Annotated in this window: 12 protein-coding genes and 1 rRNA gene; 4 read left to right on the top strand and 9 right to left on the bottom strand. The window is 68.7% G+C overall.

Going from position 1 to position 16,113, the window contains the following annotated elements; translation table 11 throughout:
• The 4 genes from DMC64_RS07050 to DMC64_RS07035 form a co-directional block, all read right to left on the bottom strand.
• Positions 1-66: ribosomal RNA gene (locus DMC64_RS07050) — 16S ribosomal RNA — on the bottom strand; the annotation flags it as partial.
• A 400-nt stretch (positions 67-466) separates the two neighbouring features.
• A complete protein-coding gene (locus DMC64_RS07045; RefSeq protein WP_125732746.1) occupies positions 467-2,029 on the bottom strand; it encodes an amidase in 1,563 nt (520 codons plus the stop codon).
• A 14-nt stretch (positions 2,030-2,043) separates the two neighbouring features.
• On the bottom strand, positions 2,044-3,387 hold the full coding sequence (glnA, locus tag DMC64_RS07040; RefSeq protein WP_016331613.1) for a type I glutamate--ammonia ligase: 1,344 nt from the start codon (positions 3,385-3,387) through the stop codon (positions 2,044-2,046).
• 68 nt (positions 3,388-3,455) lie between these two features.
• Complete coding sequence (locus DMC64_RS07035; protein WP_125732953.1) at positions 3,456-4,721, bottom strand: MFS transporter; 1,266 nt, start codon at positions 4,719-4,721, stop codon at positions 3,456-3,458.
• An 89-nt stretch (positions 4,722-4,810) separates the two neighbouring features.
• On the opposite strand from DMC64_RS07035, the gene DMC64_RS07030 reads away from it, so the two are divergent.
• Positions 4,811-5,479: an LppX_LprAFG lipoprotein gene (locus tag DMC64_RS07030; RefSeq protein ID WP_125732744.1), complete on the top strand. Its 669-nt coding sequence runs from the start codon at positions 4,811-4,813 to the stop codon at positions 5,477-5,479.
• Between the two features lie 79 nt (positions 5,480-5,558).
• Here the strand turns inward: DMC64_RS07030 and DMC64_RS07025 are convergent, their stop codons facing one another.
• Together DMC64_RS07025 and DMC64_RS07020 are read right to left on the bottom strand one after the other, a co-directional pair.
• On the bottom strand, positions 5,559-7,109 hold the full coding sequence (locus DMC64_RS07025; protein WP_125732742.1) for an alpha/beta hydrolase: 1,551 nt from the start codon (positions 7,107-7,109) through the stop codon (positions 5,559-5,561).
• Positions 7,110-7,161: 52 nt separating this feature from the next.
• Positions 7,162-8,733 carry an alpha/beta hydrolase gene (locus DMC64_RS07020; RefSeq protein WP_199754926.1) on the bottom strand — a complete coding sequence of 524 codons (1,572 nt, stop codon included), beginning with the start codon at positions 8,731-8,733 and terminating at the stop codon, positions 7,162-7,164.
• Positions 8,734-8,882: 149 nt separating this feature from the next.
• Here DMC64_RS07020 and secA2 point away from each other — a divergent pair, with 149 nt between their 5' ends.
• Positions 8,883-11,210 (top strand): accessory Sec system translocase SecA2, encoded by a 2,328-nt coding sequence (secA2, locus tag DMC64_RS07015; RefSeq protein ID WP_037331922.1) that lies wholly within the window; start codon positions 8,883-8,885, stop codon positions 11,208-11,210.
• 149 nt (positions 11,211-11,359) lie between these two features.
• Positions 11,360-13,117: an NAD+ synthase gene (locus DMC64_RS07010; RefSeq protein ID WP_125732740.1), complete on the top strand. Its 1,758-nt coding sequence runs from the start codon at positions 11,360-11,362 to the stop codon at positions 13,115-13,117.
• On the opposite strand, the gene DMC64_RS07005 is transcribed toward DMC64_RS07010, so the two are convergent.
• A complete protein-coding gene (locus tag DMC64_RS07005) occupies positions 13,088-13,714 on the bottom strand; it encodes a VOC family protein (RefSeq protein ID WP_037335714.1) in 627 nt (208 codons plus the stop codon). The genes DMC64_RS07010 and DMC64_RS07005 overlap by 30 nt on opposite strands.
• A 90-nt stretch (positions 13,715-13,804) precedes the next feature.
• On the opposite strand from DMC64_RS07005, the gene DMC64_RS07000 reads away from it, so the two are divergent.
• Entirely contained in the window at positions 13,805-14,341 is a 537-nt protein-coding gene (locus DMC64_RS07000; RefSeq protein WP_125732738.1) for a methylated-DNA--[protein]-cysteine S-methyltransferase, read from the top strand.
• Between the two features lie 12 nt (positions 14,342-14,353).
• On the opposite strand, the gene DMC64_RS06995 is transcribed toward DMC64_RS07000, so the two are convergent.
• Both DMC64_RS06995 and DMC64_RS06990 read right to left on the bottom strand, forming a co-directional pair.
• Positions 14,354-14,941, bottom strand: a complete 588-nt coding sequence (locus tag DMC64_RS06995; protein ID WP_125732736.1) for a DinB family protein — start codon at positions 14,939-14,941, stop codon at positions 14,354-14,356.
• Positions 14,942-15,095: 154 nt separating this feature from the next.
• On the bottom strand, positions 15,096-16,097 hold the full coding sequence (locus DMC64_RS06990) for an aldo/keto reductase (protein ID WP_125732734.1): 1,002 nt from the start codon (positions 16,095-16,097) through the stop codon (positions 15,096-15,098).
• Between the last annotated feature and the right edge of the window lie 16 nt (positions 16,098-16,113).

Below are 16,113 nucleotides of genomic sequence, written 5' to 3'. Positions count from 1 at the left end.
TTCGACTTGCATGTGTTAAGCACGCCGCCAGCGTTCGTCCTGAGCCAGGATCAAACTCTCCAACAATGTCTTCGAATTCAATCGAGGCAAATAAATACTTGCTCTCAAAGGAACCTCTTACGAGGTTCAAATATAAGCTCTACTGGCTTAGTTCACTAGCACACTGTTGAGTTCTCAAGCAACACGCTTTGTTTCAAAGCGATATTCACAAGCTTTTTGGTCGAGCATGCCGAATCCTACGGTCTTAGTCGTAGGGGGTCGGCGGCCGCTCGTGGGCCGACGCTGAACGTTACCTGGTCCGGTTCGCGGTGTCAACCCGCTCGGCCCTGGTTCCTGACCTCGGGGCTTTCGGCCCCGGCGGCCCGGTGTTCCTGGCGACGAAGAGAAGATTACATGCCCCGGAACCCCCCGAAAACAGGGGGGTCACTTAACGACATCGCCGCAGGTCAGCCGGTACAAACCTCCGTCATCCGACGGTCTTCAGGTAGCGAGGCGGTTTGCGGACGGGGACGACGCGTTCGAAGTCGGCCGCGTAGGCGAGCACTCGGGCGTCCGACCACTGCCCCGCCATGAACGAAACCCCGACCGGGAGCTCGCCGACGAAACCGGCGGGCACGGTCACCGCGGGATAGCCGGAGACCGCGGCCGGCGTCGACGACGGGATCACGTCGTTGTCGCCGGTCTTGCAGTCGGTCTTCCAGGCGGGCGGGTTCGTGGGCGCGGCGATGGCGTCGAGGCGGTACTTCGCGAGGGTCTCGTCGATCGAGCGTTTCGCCAGATCGGTCAGTTCGCGGCGATTCGCCTGGTAGGTGGGGTCGGACGGGCCGGGCGCGGCGAGTGCCTGTTCGAAGAGTTCCTGTCCGGCGAAGCAGGTCTGCTCCAGCGGGTCGGACCGGTTGTAGGCGATCAGCGCGGCGAGGTCGCGCGGACCTTCGGGGCGCGTGGCCAGGTAGCGATCGATGTCGCGGTGGAACTCGGTGAGCAGCGCCGGGAACTCCAGTTCGCCGAGCCTGGCCTGGTACGGCGGTGTCACCTCGACGACCTCGGCACCCGCTTTGACCAGCGAGTTCTTGGTCTTCGTCATCACCGCTTCGACGTCCGGGCCGAGGACCGGCAGCCGCCAGAGCCCGATCCGGGAGCCCTTCAGCACGCCGGGCCGCAGGTGCGCGGCGTAGTCGGTCGGCTGGTTCGGCGGGTACGTGCCGGTGGCGGGGTCGCTCGGGTCGCGGCCTTGGAGCGCGGACAGGGTCAGCGCGACGTCGACGACGTGCCTGGCCATCGGGCCGGCGGTGTCCTGTTCGGCCGAGATCGGCACCACGCCGGTGCGGCTGACCAGGCCGAGGCTCGGTTTGTGGCCCACGGTCGAGGTCATCCCGGCCGGGCAGACGATCGAGCCGTCGGTCTCACTGCCGATCGCCACCTGGGCGAGTGACGCGGCCACGCCCGCGGCGGATCCGGCGGACGACCCACACGGGTTGCGATCGAGCACGTACGGGTTGTTCGTCTGTCCACCGACGCCCGACCACCCGGAAGTGGGTTTGGCGGCGCGGAAGTTCGCCCACTCGGACAGGTTCGCCTTGCCGAGGACGACCGCGCCCGCGTCGCGCAGGCGGCGGATCAGAGTCGCGTCCTTCGCGGGTTTGCTGCGCAGTGCGCGAGACCCCGCCGTCGTCTGCTGGGAGCGGGTGTCGACGTTGTCCTTCACCAGGACCGGGATGCCGTCCAGCGGTCCGCGTGTCTTGCCGGCGCGGCGCCGGACGTCACTCTCCGCGGCCTGCGCGATCGCGGCCGGATTGACCGCGATGACCGCGTTCACCTTCCGGTCGACCTTGTGGATGCGGTCGAGATAGGCCGAGGTCAGGCCGACCGCGGTCAGCCGACCGGAGGACATCCGGGCCTGGAGCGCGGGGATGTCGGCGGCGTCGAGATCGAGTGCTTTTCCGGCGGCCGATGCCGCTGGTGCGGCACTCGCCGCGATGGTCGCGGCGACCAACGCCGTCAGAACTCCGAACATCGGCCGCCGCACCATCAGGTCTCCTTCGTCTAGAGAACCGGAAGCAGGGTCCGCAGCTCGTACGGGGTCACCGCGCTGCGGTAGTTATCCCATTCAACACGTTTGTTGCGAAGGAAGAAGTCGTAAACGTGCTCTCCGAGCGCTTCGGGCAGAAGTTCCGATTTTTCCATCTCCGCCAGCGCCTCCCCGAGGTTCTGCGGGAGCTGGGCGTATCCGGCCGCACGGCGCTCGGCGTCCGACAGCTGCCAGATGTTGTCCTCGGCGGGCGGCGGGAGCTCGTAACCCTTCTCGATGCCCTTGAGACCGGCGGCCAGGATCACCGAGTACGCCAGATAGGGGTTGCACGCGGAGTCGAGCGTGCGGATCTCCACGCGGCGTGACGACGCCTTGCCCGGCGAATACATCGGCACCCTGACCAGCGCGGAACGGTTGGCGCGGCCCCACGAAACGGTGGTCGGGGCCTCGCTGCCGCTGATCAGCCGCTTGTAGGAGTTCACCCACTGGTTGGTGACCGCCGAGATCTCCTTCGCGTGGTGCAGCAGCCCCGCCACGAAGGCCTTGCCCGTCGCGGACAACTCGTACGGGTCTTCCGCGTCATAGAAGGCGTTGCGATCGCCCTCGAACAGACTCACGTGGGTGTGCATGCCGGAACCCGGCTGGTCGGTGAAGGGTTTCGGCATGAACGTCGCGCGGACCCCCTGGGTGAGCGCGACCTCCTTGACCACGTAACGGAAGGTCATCACGTTGTCGGCCATGGTCAGCGCGTCGGCGTACCGGAGGTCGATCTCCTGTTGCCCGGGCGCGCCCTCGTGGTGGCTGAACTCGACCGAGATCCCCATCGCTTCGAGCGTCTCGATGGCGTGGCGGCGGAAGTGCGTCGCGGTCGCGTGGCTGGCCTGGTCGAAGTAGCCGCCGTTGTCCGCGGGCTCGGGCTCGCTGCCGTCGTCCGGCAGGTTCGAGAGCAGGAAGAACTCGATTTCGGGGTGGACGTAGCAGGTGAAGCCCGCTTCGCCCGCCTTCGAGAGCTGCCTGCGCAGGACGTGCCGCGGATCCGCCCAGGACGGGGAGCCGTCCGGCATCGCGATGTCGCAGAACATGCGCGCCGAGTACGGGCCGCCGTCCGGGGTCTCCCAGGGAAGGACCTGGAACGTGGCGGGGTCGGGCTTCGCGACCATGTCCGACTCGTAGACGCGTGCGAATCCTTCGATGGCTGATCCGTCGAAGCCGATGCCTTCGCTGAAGGCGCCTTCGAGCTCGGCCGGCGCCACCGCGACGGACTTGAGAAACCCCAGCACATCCGTGAACCAGAGCCTGACGAAACGGATGTCGCGCTCTTCCAAGGTACGGAGCACGAACTCCTGCTGGCGATCCATGGCCGCACCCTAACGAGAACGTGTTAACGACATGTTTCGCGACGCGCCGATCGACCGGAAGTGGTGGATCACCCCACGAGGACCGGCTCGGGCTTGGCCGCCTTGGTGATCGACAGCGAAGCGACCGAAGCGAGCACGGCGAGGCTCGCGGCGATGTACCAAGCGAGCGCGTAGCTGCCCGAGGCGTCGCGGATCGCGCCGGCGCCGAAGGCCGCGAGACCGGCTCCCAGCTGGTGGCTGGCGAAGACCCAGCCGAAGACGATCGGCCCGGCGGCGCCGTATTGCCGGACACAGAGCGCGACGGTGGGCGGAACCGTCGCCACCCAGTCGAGGCCGTAGAAGACGATGAACGCCCACATGCTCGGTTCCACCGTTCCGCTCAGCAGTTGCGGGAGCAGAGCGAGCGAAACGCCGCGAAGGGCGTAGTAGACGCCGAGCAGGATCCGGGGATCGACGCGGTCGGTGAGCCAGCCCGAGGCGATCGTGCCTGCGACGTCGAAGATGCCGACGAGGGCGAGCAGGCCGGCGGCGGTCGTCTGTGGCATGCCGTGGTCGTGCGCGGCGGGCACGAAGTGCGTGCTGACCAGGCCGTTCGTCGTCGCGCCGCAGATCGCGAAGCCGACGGCGAGCAGCCAGAACGTCCTCGTGCGTGCCGCCGCACCGAGGACCGACAGCGCGCGGCGGGCGGAACCACCCGTGCGGGCGACGGGAGCGACTTCGCCCGGCTCCGCTCCGTAGGCGGTCGTTCCGACGTCGGACGGGTGATCGCGGACCACCAGGAGAACGACGGGGACGACGGCCAGCGCGGCGATGGCGATGACGAGCGACGCCGTCCGCCAGCCCTCGTCGACGGCGAGGTTCGCCACGATCGGCAGGAAGATCAGCTGGCCGGTGGCGCCCGCCGCGGTGAGGACGCCGGTGACGACGCCGCGGCTGCGGACGAACCAGCGGGCGGCGACCGTGGCGGCGAAACTCATCGCCATCGAGCCGGTGCCGACGCCGACCAGGACGCCCCAGCAGAGGATGAGCTGCCAGCTCGCGTTCATGAACACCGTGCCGCCCGCGCCGATCGCGACGACGAACAACGCCGTCGAGGCGACGCGTCGCATGCCGAAGCGCTCCATGAGAGCCGCCGCGAAGGGCGAGAAGAGTCCGTAGAGGACGAGGTTCACGGAGACGGCTGACGCGATCGTCGCGCGTGACCAGCCGAACTCGTTGTGAAGCGGGTCGATGAGCACGCCGGGGGCTGCGCGGAAGCCGGCGGCGGCGAGCAGGGCGATGAACGCGGCGGCGGCGACGAACCACGCGCGGTGGAGACGGGTCTCGGTTTGCACGGATACAGCGTCATCGGCGGCGGCGTTCGGCGAAAGCGGCCGGAAGGACACTGTGCGCAAGATTTGGGCCATGGCCATAGGCTCTGGCCATGCGCTGCCGTCACCTCGTGCCGGCGCTGCTGCTCACGCTCGGGCTCATCGGCGGCTGCGCGGGGTCTCCCCCGCTGCCGCCTGCTCAGGACTACGTGAGCGCGGCGGCCGACTCCCTCGTCTCGTTGCGCAGCGTGCGGTTCACGCTCGGGGTGAACGGTGTCGTCACCGGGTTGCCGGTGCGCGGGCTCGACGGCGAAGTCAGTCTCGAGGGTGGTGCGGTCGGCAAGGCCGATCTGCAGGACGACTTCGAACGGATGAAGGTCGACTACCGGCTGTCCGGCTCGGAGATCACGCTCAGTGGGCCCGGTGGGGAGCGGGTGATTGCCGCTTCGCCGCCGTACACACCTGAAGCGATGCTCGGGCCTGAAGGTGGGCTTCGGCGGCTGCTGACCGGGGCGACCGAGTTGCGGGGCGAGCGGTGGGAGCGGGTTCAGGACACCGAGTCGTTCCGGATCGCCGCGAAGGTGCCGGCCGCGGTGATCGGCGGGATCGTGCCGGAGATCAAGTCCGACGTGTTCGTGAAGCTGTGGATTTCGCGGGACGAGCCGCGGCGGCTGGTGCGGGTGTGGTTGCAGGTGCCGCCGACGAAGCCGGAGGAGTTCGCGGTGATGCTGGAGCTGGCGTTGACCAGGCATAACGCGGTGGTCGTCGGGGCCGGGCGGTAGCAAAGGTCCCCTGCTCCCTTTGGGGCGGGAATTGCCTGGTCAGCGGGGTCGGTGGTAGCAAAGGTCCCTTGCTCCCCCGCTAGGGGCAGCGGGTGTCGGGGGCGGGCAGTTCGCCATCGATCAGGTAGGCGAGACCGGCGCTGTCGACGCACTCGTTGCCGTCGAGGAAGACGGTGTGCTGCGCGCCCTCGAACGTGAGCAAAGCTCCCTTGAGGTCCCTCGCCAGGTTCACACCGGACACATACGGGGTCGCCGGGTCGTCGGTGGTCGAGATGATCAGCGGCCGCGGCAGGCCGTCGACATCCGGCTTGTGCACCTCCGACGTCGCGGGCACCGGCCACACCGAGCAGATGTCCAGCTCGCTCATGTCCGGGGTGCCGCCGGACAGGAACGGCGCGCCCTGAAGCATCCGCTGGTGAGCGTCGTCGATGACGCGTCTGTCGGCGATCCGCGCACTGTCGACACAACGGACCGCGAAGTACACGTCGAGGATGCCGGTGTACCGGCCATCCGGCTCGCGGCCGTAGTAGTTGTCGGCGAGCGCGACCAGCGTCTTGCCGCTTCCCCGCTTGAGCTCGGCGAACCCGTCGTTGAGGAATTTCCACGCGTCCTGCGAGTACAGCGCGGCGCTGGTCCCGGTGATGGCGTCCTCGAACGAGAGCTCACGGTTCCCCGCGGGCACCGGGTCGGCGATCAGCGGCTGGACCAGGTCCTGGAACGCCTTCGTCACCGCGTCCGCGTCACGACCGAGCGCGCAATCCGGGCGTGCCGCGCACCACTTGCCGAATTCGGCGAACGTGTTTTGGAACCCCGCCATCTGCGTGACCAGCGATTCGGCGGTGTCGAGTTCGGGATCGACCGCGCCGTCGAGGAGCAGCGCCCGCACCTTGTCCGGGTATGCCTCGGCGTAGGCGGTCCCGATCTGCGTACCGTACGAAAAGCCCAGGTACGTGAGTTTCTCGTCGCCGAGGGCCGAGCGCAGGACGTCGAGACCGCGGACGACGTCCCTGGTCCCGATGTTGGCGAGAAGCTCTGTGCCGTGCTTCGTGCGCTCGGCGCACTTCGCGGCGTACGCCCTGGCGTCGGCGAGCTGCTTCGCGATCCCAGCGGGCGTCGAGTCGCTTTCCGAATCCTCCGCGCGGTCCGCGTCGCGTTCGGCATCGGTGAGGCAGACGAGCTTCGGCTCGCTGGTCCCGACCCCACGCGGATCGAATCCGACGATGTCGAAACGCTCGGCCAGCGCAGCCGCGGGCCGGGACTTCGCGATCCGAGCCGCGGCCGAGACGCCCGAGCCACCGGGGCCGCCCGGGTTGAGCACGAGGGAGCCGATCCGTTTGCCGGGGTTCTTCGTCTTGTGCCGGAGGACGCCGATCGAGATCGTGTCGCCGTCCGGCTTCAGATAGTCGAGCGGCACGGTGAGCTTCGCGCAGTCGAACGCCTTGTCCTTGAACGACGCGCACGCGCCCCACGCCAGCTTCTGCTTGCTGAACTTCTCGAGTGCCTTCGGGTCCGGAGTCGGCGACGCAGTGGTGGTCGGCGATGCCGACGGCGCGGGCTGTGGCTGCTGCGTCGTGCAGGAGGCGACCAGCACGGCGACGACGAGCACGGCCGGAACGCGGCGAAGGCTCATCTCGCGATCTTTGCAGCGTCCCGGCCGCTCAAGGCCCTTCGCGCCGAACTCGTTACTTGGCGGCGCAGCGCGTGCCCTCGTCCGGCAGGGTGCCGTTCACCAGGTAGTCGATGCCGATCCGGTCGACGCACGACACGCCCTGGAGGAACACCGTGTGCTGGTTCCCCTCGAACGTGAGCAAAGCTCCCTTGATCGCTTTCGCGAGGTTGACGCCCGCCTGATACGGGGTCGCCGGGTCGTTCGTGGTCGAGATGACCAGCGTCTTCGGCAGGCCCTCGACGTTCGGCTGATGCGGTTCCGAGGTGTTCGGCACGGGCCAGAAGGCGCAGGAGTCACGCGCGGCTCCGTCCGGCTTGCCGTCGTCGAGGAACGGCGCCGCCTGCGCGTACCGCTTCTGCGCGTCGAGGATCTTCGCCGGATCGGTGACCCGGGGGTCGTCGACGCAACGGATCGCGACGAAGGCGTCCTGCGTCGTCCCGTAGCGGCCGTCGGCGCCGCGCTCGTTGTAGAGGTCGGCCAGTTTTTCCAGGCCGTCGCCGCGCTGTCGCTTCAGGTCGTTGAGCGCGGTGTTCAGCGGTTCCCAGAGATCTTCCTGGTAGAGGGCCTGTATCACGCCCGTCGTCGCGTCCTCGTACGACAGTTTCCGGCCGTCGCTGACCGGCACCGGGAAGTCGATCAGGGGCCGCACCAGGTCCTGGAACGCCTTCGTCGCGCCGGCGGCGTCGCGCCCCAGTGCGCAGTCCTCACGCGCGGCGCACCAGTTCGAGAACTCCCCGAACGCCTTGCCGAAACCCTGCCCCTGCGCGACCAGCGACTCCACCGCGTCCTGCTCCGGGTCGACGGCCCCGTCGAGCACCAGCGCGCGGACGTTCGCCGGGAACGCCTCGGCGTAGGCGGACCCGATCCGCGTCCCGTAGGAGTAGCCGAGGTAGTTCAGCTTCGGCTCGCCGAGGACCGATCGCAGGATGTCCATGTCCTTGACGACGTCACGCGTGCCCAGATTCGCGAGCATCGCGGGGCCGTGTTCGGTCCGCTCGGCGCACTTCGCCGCGAAGTCCTGCGACTCGGCCTCCTGCTTTTTCACCCCCTCGGGTGAGCCGTCGGTCTCGCTGTCGTCCGCGCGGTCCGCGTCGCGTTCGGCGTCGGTCAGGCAGCGGACCTGCGGCTGGCTCGCGCCGATGCCGCGCGGGTCGAAACCGACCATGTCGAAGCGCTTGCCCAGCTCGTTCGTCGCCGTCCGGGAGGCGAGACCGGCCGCGGCCTGCATCCCGGAGGCGCCGGGGCCACCGGGGTTGACCACGAGCGCCCCAATCCTTTCGTCGGTATCCAGCGCCTTCCGGCGCAGCAGCCCGAGCGTGATCGAGTCGCCTTCGGGCTTCGCGTAGTCGAGCGGGACGGTGAGCCGGGCGCACTGTGCGTCCTTCACTCGAAACGCCGCTTTCGCGTCATCGGATGTCGCGTAGGGTGCACAGTCGGCCCAGGTCAGGCTCTGTCCGTAGAACTTCTCGAGTCCGGCGGGCACCGGTCCGGTCGGAGCGTGCGACTCGGTGGCCGGAGGCGGCGGCTGGGTTCTACCCTCTCCCGACGAGCACGCGGCGACGGTGACCGCGAGCAGGCCGGACAGCGTGATCGCGGCGAATCGGCGGGCACGGGACCTGGCGCTGACATGAGTGGACACGGTTGGATCGTGCCATCGGCCGTGGAACTCGGCCGCACCACCACTGCGTTGGTGATACGGGTGCGGACGGCAGAAGAGCAGACGGGAGCACAGGGGTGGCAGCACTGATCAGCCGGGTGGGCAAGAAGCTGCGCCGGATCATCCAGCGGCCGGGCAGCGTCGAGCTGACCCGCTACGAAGCGCTGCTGCCGGCCATCGAGAAGCTCGAGCCCGAGTTGGAGAAGCTCTCCGACGAGGAGCTGACAGAGCGGGCCGGCAAGCTTCGGGAAGCCGCTTCCTTCGGCAACGAACAGCTGATCGAGGTCTGCGCGCTCGGTCGCGAGGCCGCGCGGCGGGCGCTCGGCGAGCGTGCCTTCGACGTCCAGTTGCTGGGCACGATGGGCCTGCTCAGCGGGCATATAGTGCAGATGGAGACCGGTGAGGGCAAGACGCTGGCGGGTGCGCTGGCCGGTGCCGGGTACGCCCTGCGCGGGAAGCACGTCCACGTCGTCACGGTGAACGACTACCTCGCCCGTCGTGACGCGGAGTGGATGGGCCCGATCTACGCCCTGCTCGGCGTCTCCGTCGGCTGGGTCGAGCCCGCGCACTCCCGCGACGAGCGCCGCGAGGCGTACGCGAAGGAGGTCACGTACGGCGCCGTCAGCGAGATCGGCTTCGACGTGCTGCGCGACCGCCTGGTGACGCGCGAAGAAGACCTCGTCCAGCGCGAGCCGGAGGTGGCGATCGTCGACGAGGCGGACTCCGTGCTGGTCGACGAGGCCCGCGTGCCGCTGGTGATGGCCGGATCGATCGACCACACCGACGCCGACGAAGAGGTCGCGAACATCGTCCGGCGGCTGCGGCTCGGGCTCCACTACGAGACCGACGCCGACGGCCGCAACGCCTGGCTGACCAAGGCCGGCGCTTCGGTGGTCGAGAAGGCCCTCGGCGACGACATCAACCTCTACGACGAGACAGGCTCGGACAGGCTGCCCGCGGTGAACGTGGCGCTGCACGCGCACGCGCTGCTCACCCGCGACGTCGACTACCTCGTGCGCGACGGCAAGGTGCAGCTGATCAACGCCGCGCGCGGCCGCGTCGCCGAACTCCAGCGCTGGCCGGACGGTCTCCAGGCCGCCGTCGAAGCGAAGGAGCAGGTCAAGGCGACCGACCGGGGCGAGATCCTCGACTCGATCACCGTGCAGGCGCTGCTGGCGCGCTACCCCGAGGTCGCGGGTATGACCGGTACCGCGGTCGCGGTCGCCGAGCAGCTGCGCGAGTTCTACAAGCTCGAGGTCGCGGTCATCCCGCCGAACACGCCGAACATCCGTGAAGACCAGGAGGACCGGATCTTCGGGTCGCCGTCGCAGAAGCTGCGCGCGATCGAGGAGGAGATCCGGCGGGTGCACGAGACCGGGCGGCCGATCCTCGTCGGCACCCAGGACGTCGCCGAATCCGAAGAGCTGGCCGAGAAGCTGGCGAAGGTCGACCTCGAATGCGTCGTGCTCAACGCGCGCAACGACGCCGAGGAGGCCGCGATCATCGCCGACGCCGGCAAGAAGGGCGCGGTCACCGTCTCGACCCAGATGGCCGGTCGAGGCACCGACATCCGGCTGGGCGGCAAGGACGGCGAAGGCCGCGACGAGGTCGTGGAGCTGGGTGGCCTGCACGTGATCGGCACCGCCCGCTACCCGTCGAGCAGGCTGGACGGCCAGCTGCGCGGCCGGTCCGGGCGGCAGGGCGACCCGGGCAGCGCGGTGTTCTTCGCCAGCCTGAACGACGAGCTCGTGCTCTCGAACGCGCCGGACATCCCCGAGGGAATCAGCTCGGACGTGGGCAGCGGCGAGATCGTCGACCCGGCGGCGTTGCGGCAGATCAACCACGCGCAGCGCGTCGCCGAGGGTGTCGACCTGGAGATCCACCGGAACACCTGGCGCTACACCCGGCTGATCGAGCGGCAGCGCGGTGAGCTGCTGGAGCACCGGGACAAGGTGCTGCGGACGGCGCACGCGGCGGAGATCCTGGAGAAGGCGCACCCGGAGAAGTTCAAGGAGCTTTCGGAGAAGGTCGACGACGAGGCCCGCGTCGAGCAGCTGTGCCGTGAGGTGCTGCTGTTCCACATCGACCAGCTGTGGTCGGACCACCTGGCGTTCCTGACCGACGTGCGGGAGAGCATCCACCTGCGGGCGCTCGCGCGGGAGACGCCGATCGACGAGTTCCACCGCGCGGCGATCCCCGAGTTCCACAAGATCATCCCGGAAGCGGCCGAGCGGGCGGCGAAGACGCTCGAGGAGGCTGAGATCACCGACAACGGGATCGACCTCGGCGACGCGGGGGTGCGGCGGGCGAACACGACGTGGACGTACCTGGTGCACGACAACCCGTTCGACTCCGACTTCGAGCAGACCATCAAGAAGGTTCGGAGCATGATCAAGCGCAAGTAGCGCGCAGGGAGCGGGGGACCTTTGCTGTCACTCTCTTTTGGAGAGCGGTAGCAAAGGTCCCCCGCTCTCTTTTCGCACCGGCCGCACCCGGGTGGGCGATTCGGCACATCCGGTCGTCCCCGCGGACGCCGGTGGGTGAGAATGTCGGCATGCCGCAACTGCGCATCGCACTGGCCCAGGTCAACACCACCGTCGGCGACCTCGAAGGCAACGCCGAGCTCACCGTCGAGTGGACTCGCAAGGCCGCCGAAGCAGGCGCCCACATCGTCGTCTTCCCGGAGATGTCCCTCACCGGTTACCCCGTCGAGGACCTCTCCCTCCGCCCGACCTTCGCGTCCGCCTCGAAGCAGATGGTCGAAGCGCTCGCCCGGCGGCTCGATGAAGCCGGCTGTGGCGAGGTGCTCACCTACATCGGGTACCTCGACCTGGACGAGACCGGCCCGCGCGACGCGGCCGCCGCGCTGTACCGCGGCGAAGTGGTCGCACGCCAGTTCAAGCACCACCTGCCCAACTACGGCGTCTTCGACGAGCACCGCTGGTTCAAGCCGGGCCAGGAGCTCGAGATCGTCCGCTTCCACGGCGTCGACGTCGGCATGGTGATCTGCGAGGACGTCTGGCAGGACGGCGGCCCGATCTCCGCGCTGGGCAAGGCCGGGGTGGACCTCGTGGTCGCGCCCAACGCCTCGCCCTACGAGCGCGCGAAGGACGACATCCGGCTGCCGCTCATCGCCCGCCGCGCGGCCGAGGCCGGGGCACCGCTGGTGTACACGAACCAGATCGGCGGTCAGGACGACCTCGTCTTCGACGGCGACTCGATCGTGGTCGGCGCGGACGGACGGCTGCTGGCGCGCGCGCCGCAGTTCGTCGAGCACCTGCTCGTCGTCGACACGGACCTCGTCGCCGGTGGTCACACCGCCGAAGGCGAGTTCGAGGGCCTGCGGGTCAAGCGCCGCGTGCTCAGCGAAGACCCGGTCCCGGCGTACACCCCGAGCACCGAGTCCGCGATCAGCGAGCCGCTGTCGGACGAAGCCGAGGTGTGGCACGCGCTCGTCGTCGGTCTGCGGGACTACGTGCACAAGAACGGTTTCTCGTCGGTGACGTTCGGGTTCTCGGGCGGTATCGACTCGGCGGTCGTGGCGGCGCTGGCCGCCGACGCGCTGGGCGGCGACAACGTCTACGGCGTTTCGATGCCATCGGAGTACTCCTCGGAGCACTCGAAGGGCGACGCCGAAGACCTCGCCCGCCGGATCGGCGCGCACTATCGCGTCGAACCGATCGCGGACATGGTCAAGGTCTACGTCGAGCAGCTGCAGCTGACCGGGCTCGCCGAGGAGAACATCCAGGCCCGCGTACGCGGCATGCTGCTGATGGCACTGTCCAATCAGGACGGTCACCTGGTGCTCGCCACCGGCAACAAGACCGAACTCGCCGTCGGCTACTCGACGATCTACGGCGACGCCGTCGGAGCCTTCGCGCCGATCAAGGACCTGTTCAAGACGCACGTCTGGCACTTGGCCAAGTGGCGCAACAAGGAAGCCGAGAAGAACGGCGAAACCCCGCCGATCCCGGAGAACTCGATCACCAAACCGCCGTCCGCCGAGCTGCGGCCTGGCCAGCTGGACAGCGACTCGCTGCCCGACTACCTGATGCTCGACGACATCCTCGACGACTACATCGAGGGAGACCGCGGCTACGTCGACCTGGTCGACGCGGGCTTCGAGCCGGAGACCATCGACCGCGTGGTGCGGATGGTCGACAAGGCCGAATACAAGCGCCGCCAGTACCCGCCGGGCACCAAGATCACGTTCAAGGCGTTCGGGCGGGACCGGCGGCTGCCGATGACCAACGGCTGGCGGGAGGGCACCGTCGTGACCCGCTCAGCTCAGCGCGACCTGCTTCCCGGCTGAGTTCGTCAGCACGGCCACCAGGCCGGGCTTCTCGTCGCGCCGGACGAGCATGTCCATCCCGAGCGCGCGGACCGCGGCTTCGACCGCGGCCGGCTCGGGGTGGACGCCGGTGACCATGAGCAGCGGGATCGACGGGAGCCCCCGCGTCGTCGGATGCGGGGTGCTGCCCCAGTCGATGAGGAAGGGCGCGAGCCCGTCGAGCCCGCCCGCACCGGTGAGACGCCAGGTCAGCAGTTCGCCGTCGTCGGTGGTCCGCGACATCTCGGACGCTTCGCCCGGGTCGTAACCGCGTTGGCGTGCCTCAGCGATCGCCTCGTCGATGCCGTCCACCCGCGCCGCCCAGGTGATCAGGGCGGGAGCGGTCAGCTCGTCGATGCCGAACGGACGCGGCCCGATGTGCTCGGGCTGATCCGGATCGGGCCCGACCACCTCGAGATAGGCACCGGCGCCCAGATCGGCCAGGTAGTTGGCCGTACCGAAACCGACATGCCTTCCGCCGCGTACCGGCGTGACGCCGGTCAGCTCGGCGACGCGCTCGACGGCCTCTTCGAGGTCCGGCCCGGCGTAGACGAGGTGATCAAGCACGAGGTCGCTCATGTCCATACTCCTACCGCAGCGACGGGTCCGGCGGCACCGCGGCCTGGCGATGGATCCGAAACTGTCGGACCGCTCTCGTACCCTGGGCTCATGACGGCACCGGGCTACTCCGTGTTCGGCACCGCGATCGGCGACTGCGGCATCGCGTGGAGCGAACGCGGGGTCATCGCGGTCCAGCTCCCCGAGGGCAGTGAAGAGAAGACGAGGGCGCGACTGACCGCGCGCCTTCCCCAGGCGATCGAATCCACCCCGCCGGACGAGATCCAGCGCGCGATCGACGGGATCGTCTCGTTGATGGACGGCAAGCGCACGGACCTCACCGGCGTCGAACTCGATTACGAAGGAGTACCGGACTTCCACCACCGCGTGTACGAATTCATCCGCACGATCCCCGCGGGCAAGACGCTGACCTACGGCGACATCGCGAACATCCTCGGCATGCCCGGCGGCGCGCAGGCCGTGGGGCAGGCGATGGGCCGGAACCCGGTCCCGATCATCGTGCCGTGCCATCGCGTCCTCGCCGCCGGCGGCAAGGACGGCGGCTTCTCCGCGCGCGGAGGGGTCGCCACCAAGCGCCGGATGCTGGTCATCGAAGGCGCTTTGGCGGACGAACCGACCTTGTTCTAGCCGCTCTGGGCTCTAGTCGCGCTGACCCGGCGACCAGGGCTTGAGCCAAGGCGTCTCCGGCCAGCCTTCCGCGGCGGCCATCAACGGGATCGCCGTCGCGCCGTCGATGTGCTCGCGGACGATGTCGGCGTGCCCGGCGTGCCGCGCGGTCTCCTCGATGAGGTGGAGCAGCACCCAGCGGACCGACCACGCGTCGACGTCCTTCGGGTACCAGGGCACGCCCTTGGGCACCGGGACCGGCTGGCCGAGGTCGGCGATGCCCGCGATGACGTCCGCGGTACGGCGGGCGACTTCGTCGTAGCGCGCGAAAACGTCTTCGAGTGTCTCGCCGTCAGCCATCACGTAGCCGGCTTCGTACTCCTTCATCGCCTCGTCCATCGGCTTCGAGGGCTTCTGAAGGAGGATGTCGATCCAGCCGTCTTCGGTGAACGCCGTGTGTTTGATCAGGCCGCCGACGCTCAATGAGCTTCTGGTCGGGACGGCTCTGGCCTGTTCTTCGGTGAGGCCGTGCGCGGCGATGCGCAGGACGTGGCGCTGCTGCTCGAGGTACGCGAGGAGTCCTTCGCGCTCGTCGGCGACCGGGGGAACGTTTCCAGCCATGATGGCTCCTTCCGTGGGAAGGCGATCATGGCACCCGGCAGGCGCTTCCTGGGGCGATTCGGCCCGGAAGGGAGCAGGGGACCTTTGCTACCACTTGTCTCGACGTCGAGACAAAGTGGTAGCAAAGGTCCCCTGCTCCCTCAGGTGTGGAGGGTCAGGCGGCGGCGTCCAGCTTCGCTCGCTGCTCGGCGGTCAGCGTGATGTCGACGGCTTCGAGACTCTCGTTCAGCTGGGCGACCGAAGAAGCGCCGACGAGCGGGATCACCGGAACGTCGCCACCGATCAGCCACGCGAGCACGACCTGGTTCAGCGTCGCGTCGATCTCCTTCGCGACCTCGCGCAGCGCGGCGAGCCGGTTCGGGGTGCCGGGGTGGTCGTAGTCGAACTCCAGCGGTTTGTCCTCGCGGACGTACGCGCCGGCCAGCAGCGGCGAGTAGGCGACGAGCCAGAGACCGGGGTTCTCGGTCAGATAGGTGAGCAGTTCGCCGGAGACGAACCCGTTGGCACCTTCCGGCGAACGCCGGGCGGGACGGTCGGTGCGGGGACGCAGGTAGGTGTGCTGGTACTGCAGCACGTCGTACCCCGGCAGCCCCTTCGCCGCGGCGTGGGCACGGCTGCGCTCGACCTTCCACGCGAAGTGGTTGCACACCCCCAGCAGGCCCACCGAACCGTCGGCGACGACCTGCGCGAAACCCTCGACGGTCTCTTCCAGCGGAACCGACCGGTCTTCGACGTGCGCGTACAGCAGGTCCAGCTTGTCGACGCCGAGGTTCTCCCGGCTGCGGTCGACGGCTTCCTTGATCGCCTTCGGGGAGAGGCCTTCGATGTTCTCGAACTTGCCGGTGTCGGCGAAGCTCATGCCCGGCGCTTTCGCCCGCGCGCCCATCTTGGTGGCGATGGTGACCTCACCGCCGATACCGCGGTCGGCGCGCCACCGGCCGAGCAGTGCCTCACTCTCGCCGCCCTGCGTTCCGTTGTGCCAGAAGGCGTAGTTGTTCGCGGTGTCGACGAACGAACCGCCCGCCTCGACGAACCGGTCGAGGATCGCGAACGACGTCTCCTCGTCGACGCCGGTGCCGAACGGCATCGCACCCAGCGCCAGCGCGCTCACTTCGCGCCGCGAATCCGGGTTCAGGCCGATCGTGCGAAATTTCATGGGTCCCATCACTTCC

Origin of the sequence: Amycolatopsis sp. WAC 04197, assembly GCF_003947475.1 — a bacterium.
Lineage (GTDB): Bacteria > Actinomycetota > Actinomycetes > Mycobacteriales > Pseudonocardiaceae > Amycolatopsis > Amycolatopsis japonica.
The sequence above is the reverse complement of the archived record's forward strand: the minus strand, read 5'-3'. Positions and strand labels throughout refer to the sequence as shown.

Coding starts and splice junctions, on each gene's coding strand:
- DMC64_RS07045 (WP_125732746.1), bottom strand. CDS start 2,029: ATGGTGCGGCGGCCGATGTTCGGAGTTCTGACGGCGTTGGTCGCCGCG.
- glnA (WP_016331613.1), bottom strand. CDS start 3,387: ATGGATCGCCAGCAGGAGTTCGTGCTCCGTACCTTGGAAGAGCGCGAC.
- DMC64_RS07030 (WP_125732744.1), top strand. CDS start 4,811: ATGCGCTGCCGTCACCTCGTGCCGGCGCTGCTGCTCACGCTCGGGCTC.
- DMC64_RS07025 (WP_125732742.1), bottom strand. CDS start 7,109: ATGAGCCTTCGCCGCGTTCCGGCCGTGCTCGTCGTCGCCGTGCTGGTC.
- DMC64_RS07010 (WP_125732740.1), top strand. CDS start 11,360: ATGCCGCAACTGCGCATCGCACTGGCCCAGGTCAACACCACCGTCGGC.
- DMC64_RS07005 (WP_037335714.1), bottom strand. CDS start 13,714: ATGAGCGACCTCGTGCTTGATCACCTCGTCTACGCCGGGCCGGACCTC.
- DMC64_RS07000 (WP_125732738.1), top strand. CDS start 13,805: ATGACGGCACCGGGCTACTCCGTGTTCGGCACCGCGATCGGCGACTGC.
- DMC64_RS06995 (WP_125732736.1), bottom strand. CDS start 14,941: ATGGCTGGAAACGTTCCCCCGGTCGCCGACGAGCGCGAAGGACTCCTC.
- DMC64_RS06990 (WP_125732734.1), bottom strand. CDS start 16,097: ATGAAATTTCGCACGATCGGCCTGAACCCGGATTCGCGGCGCGAAGTG.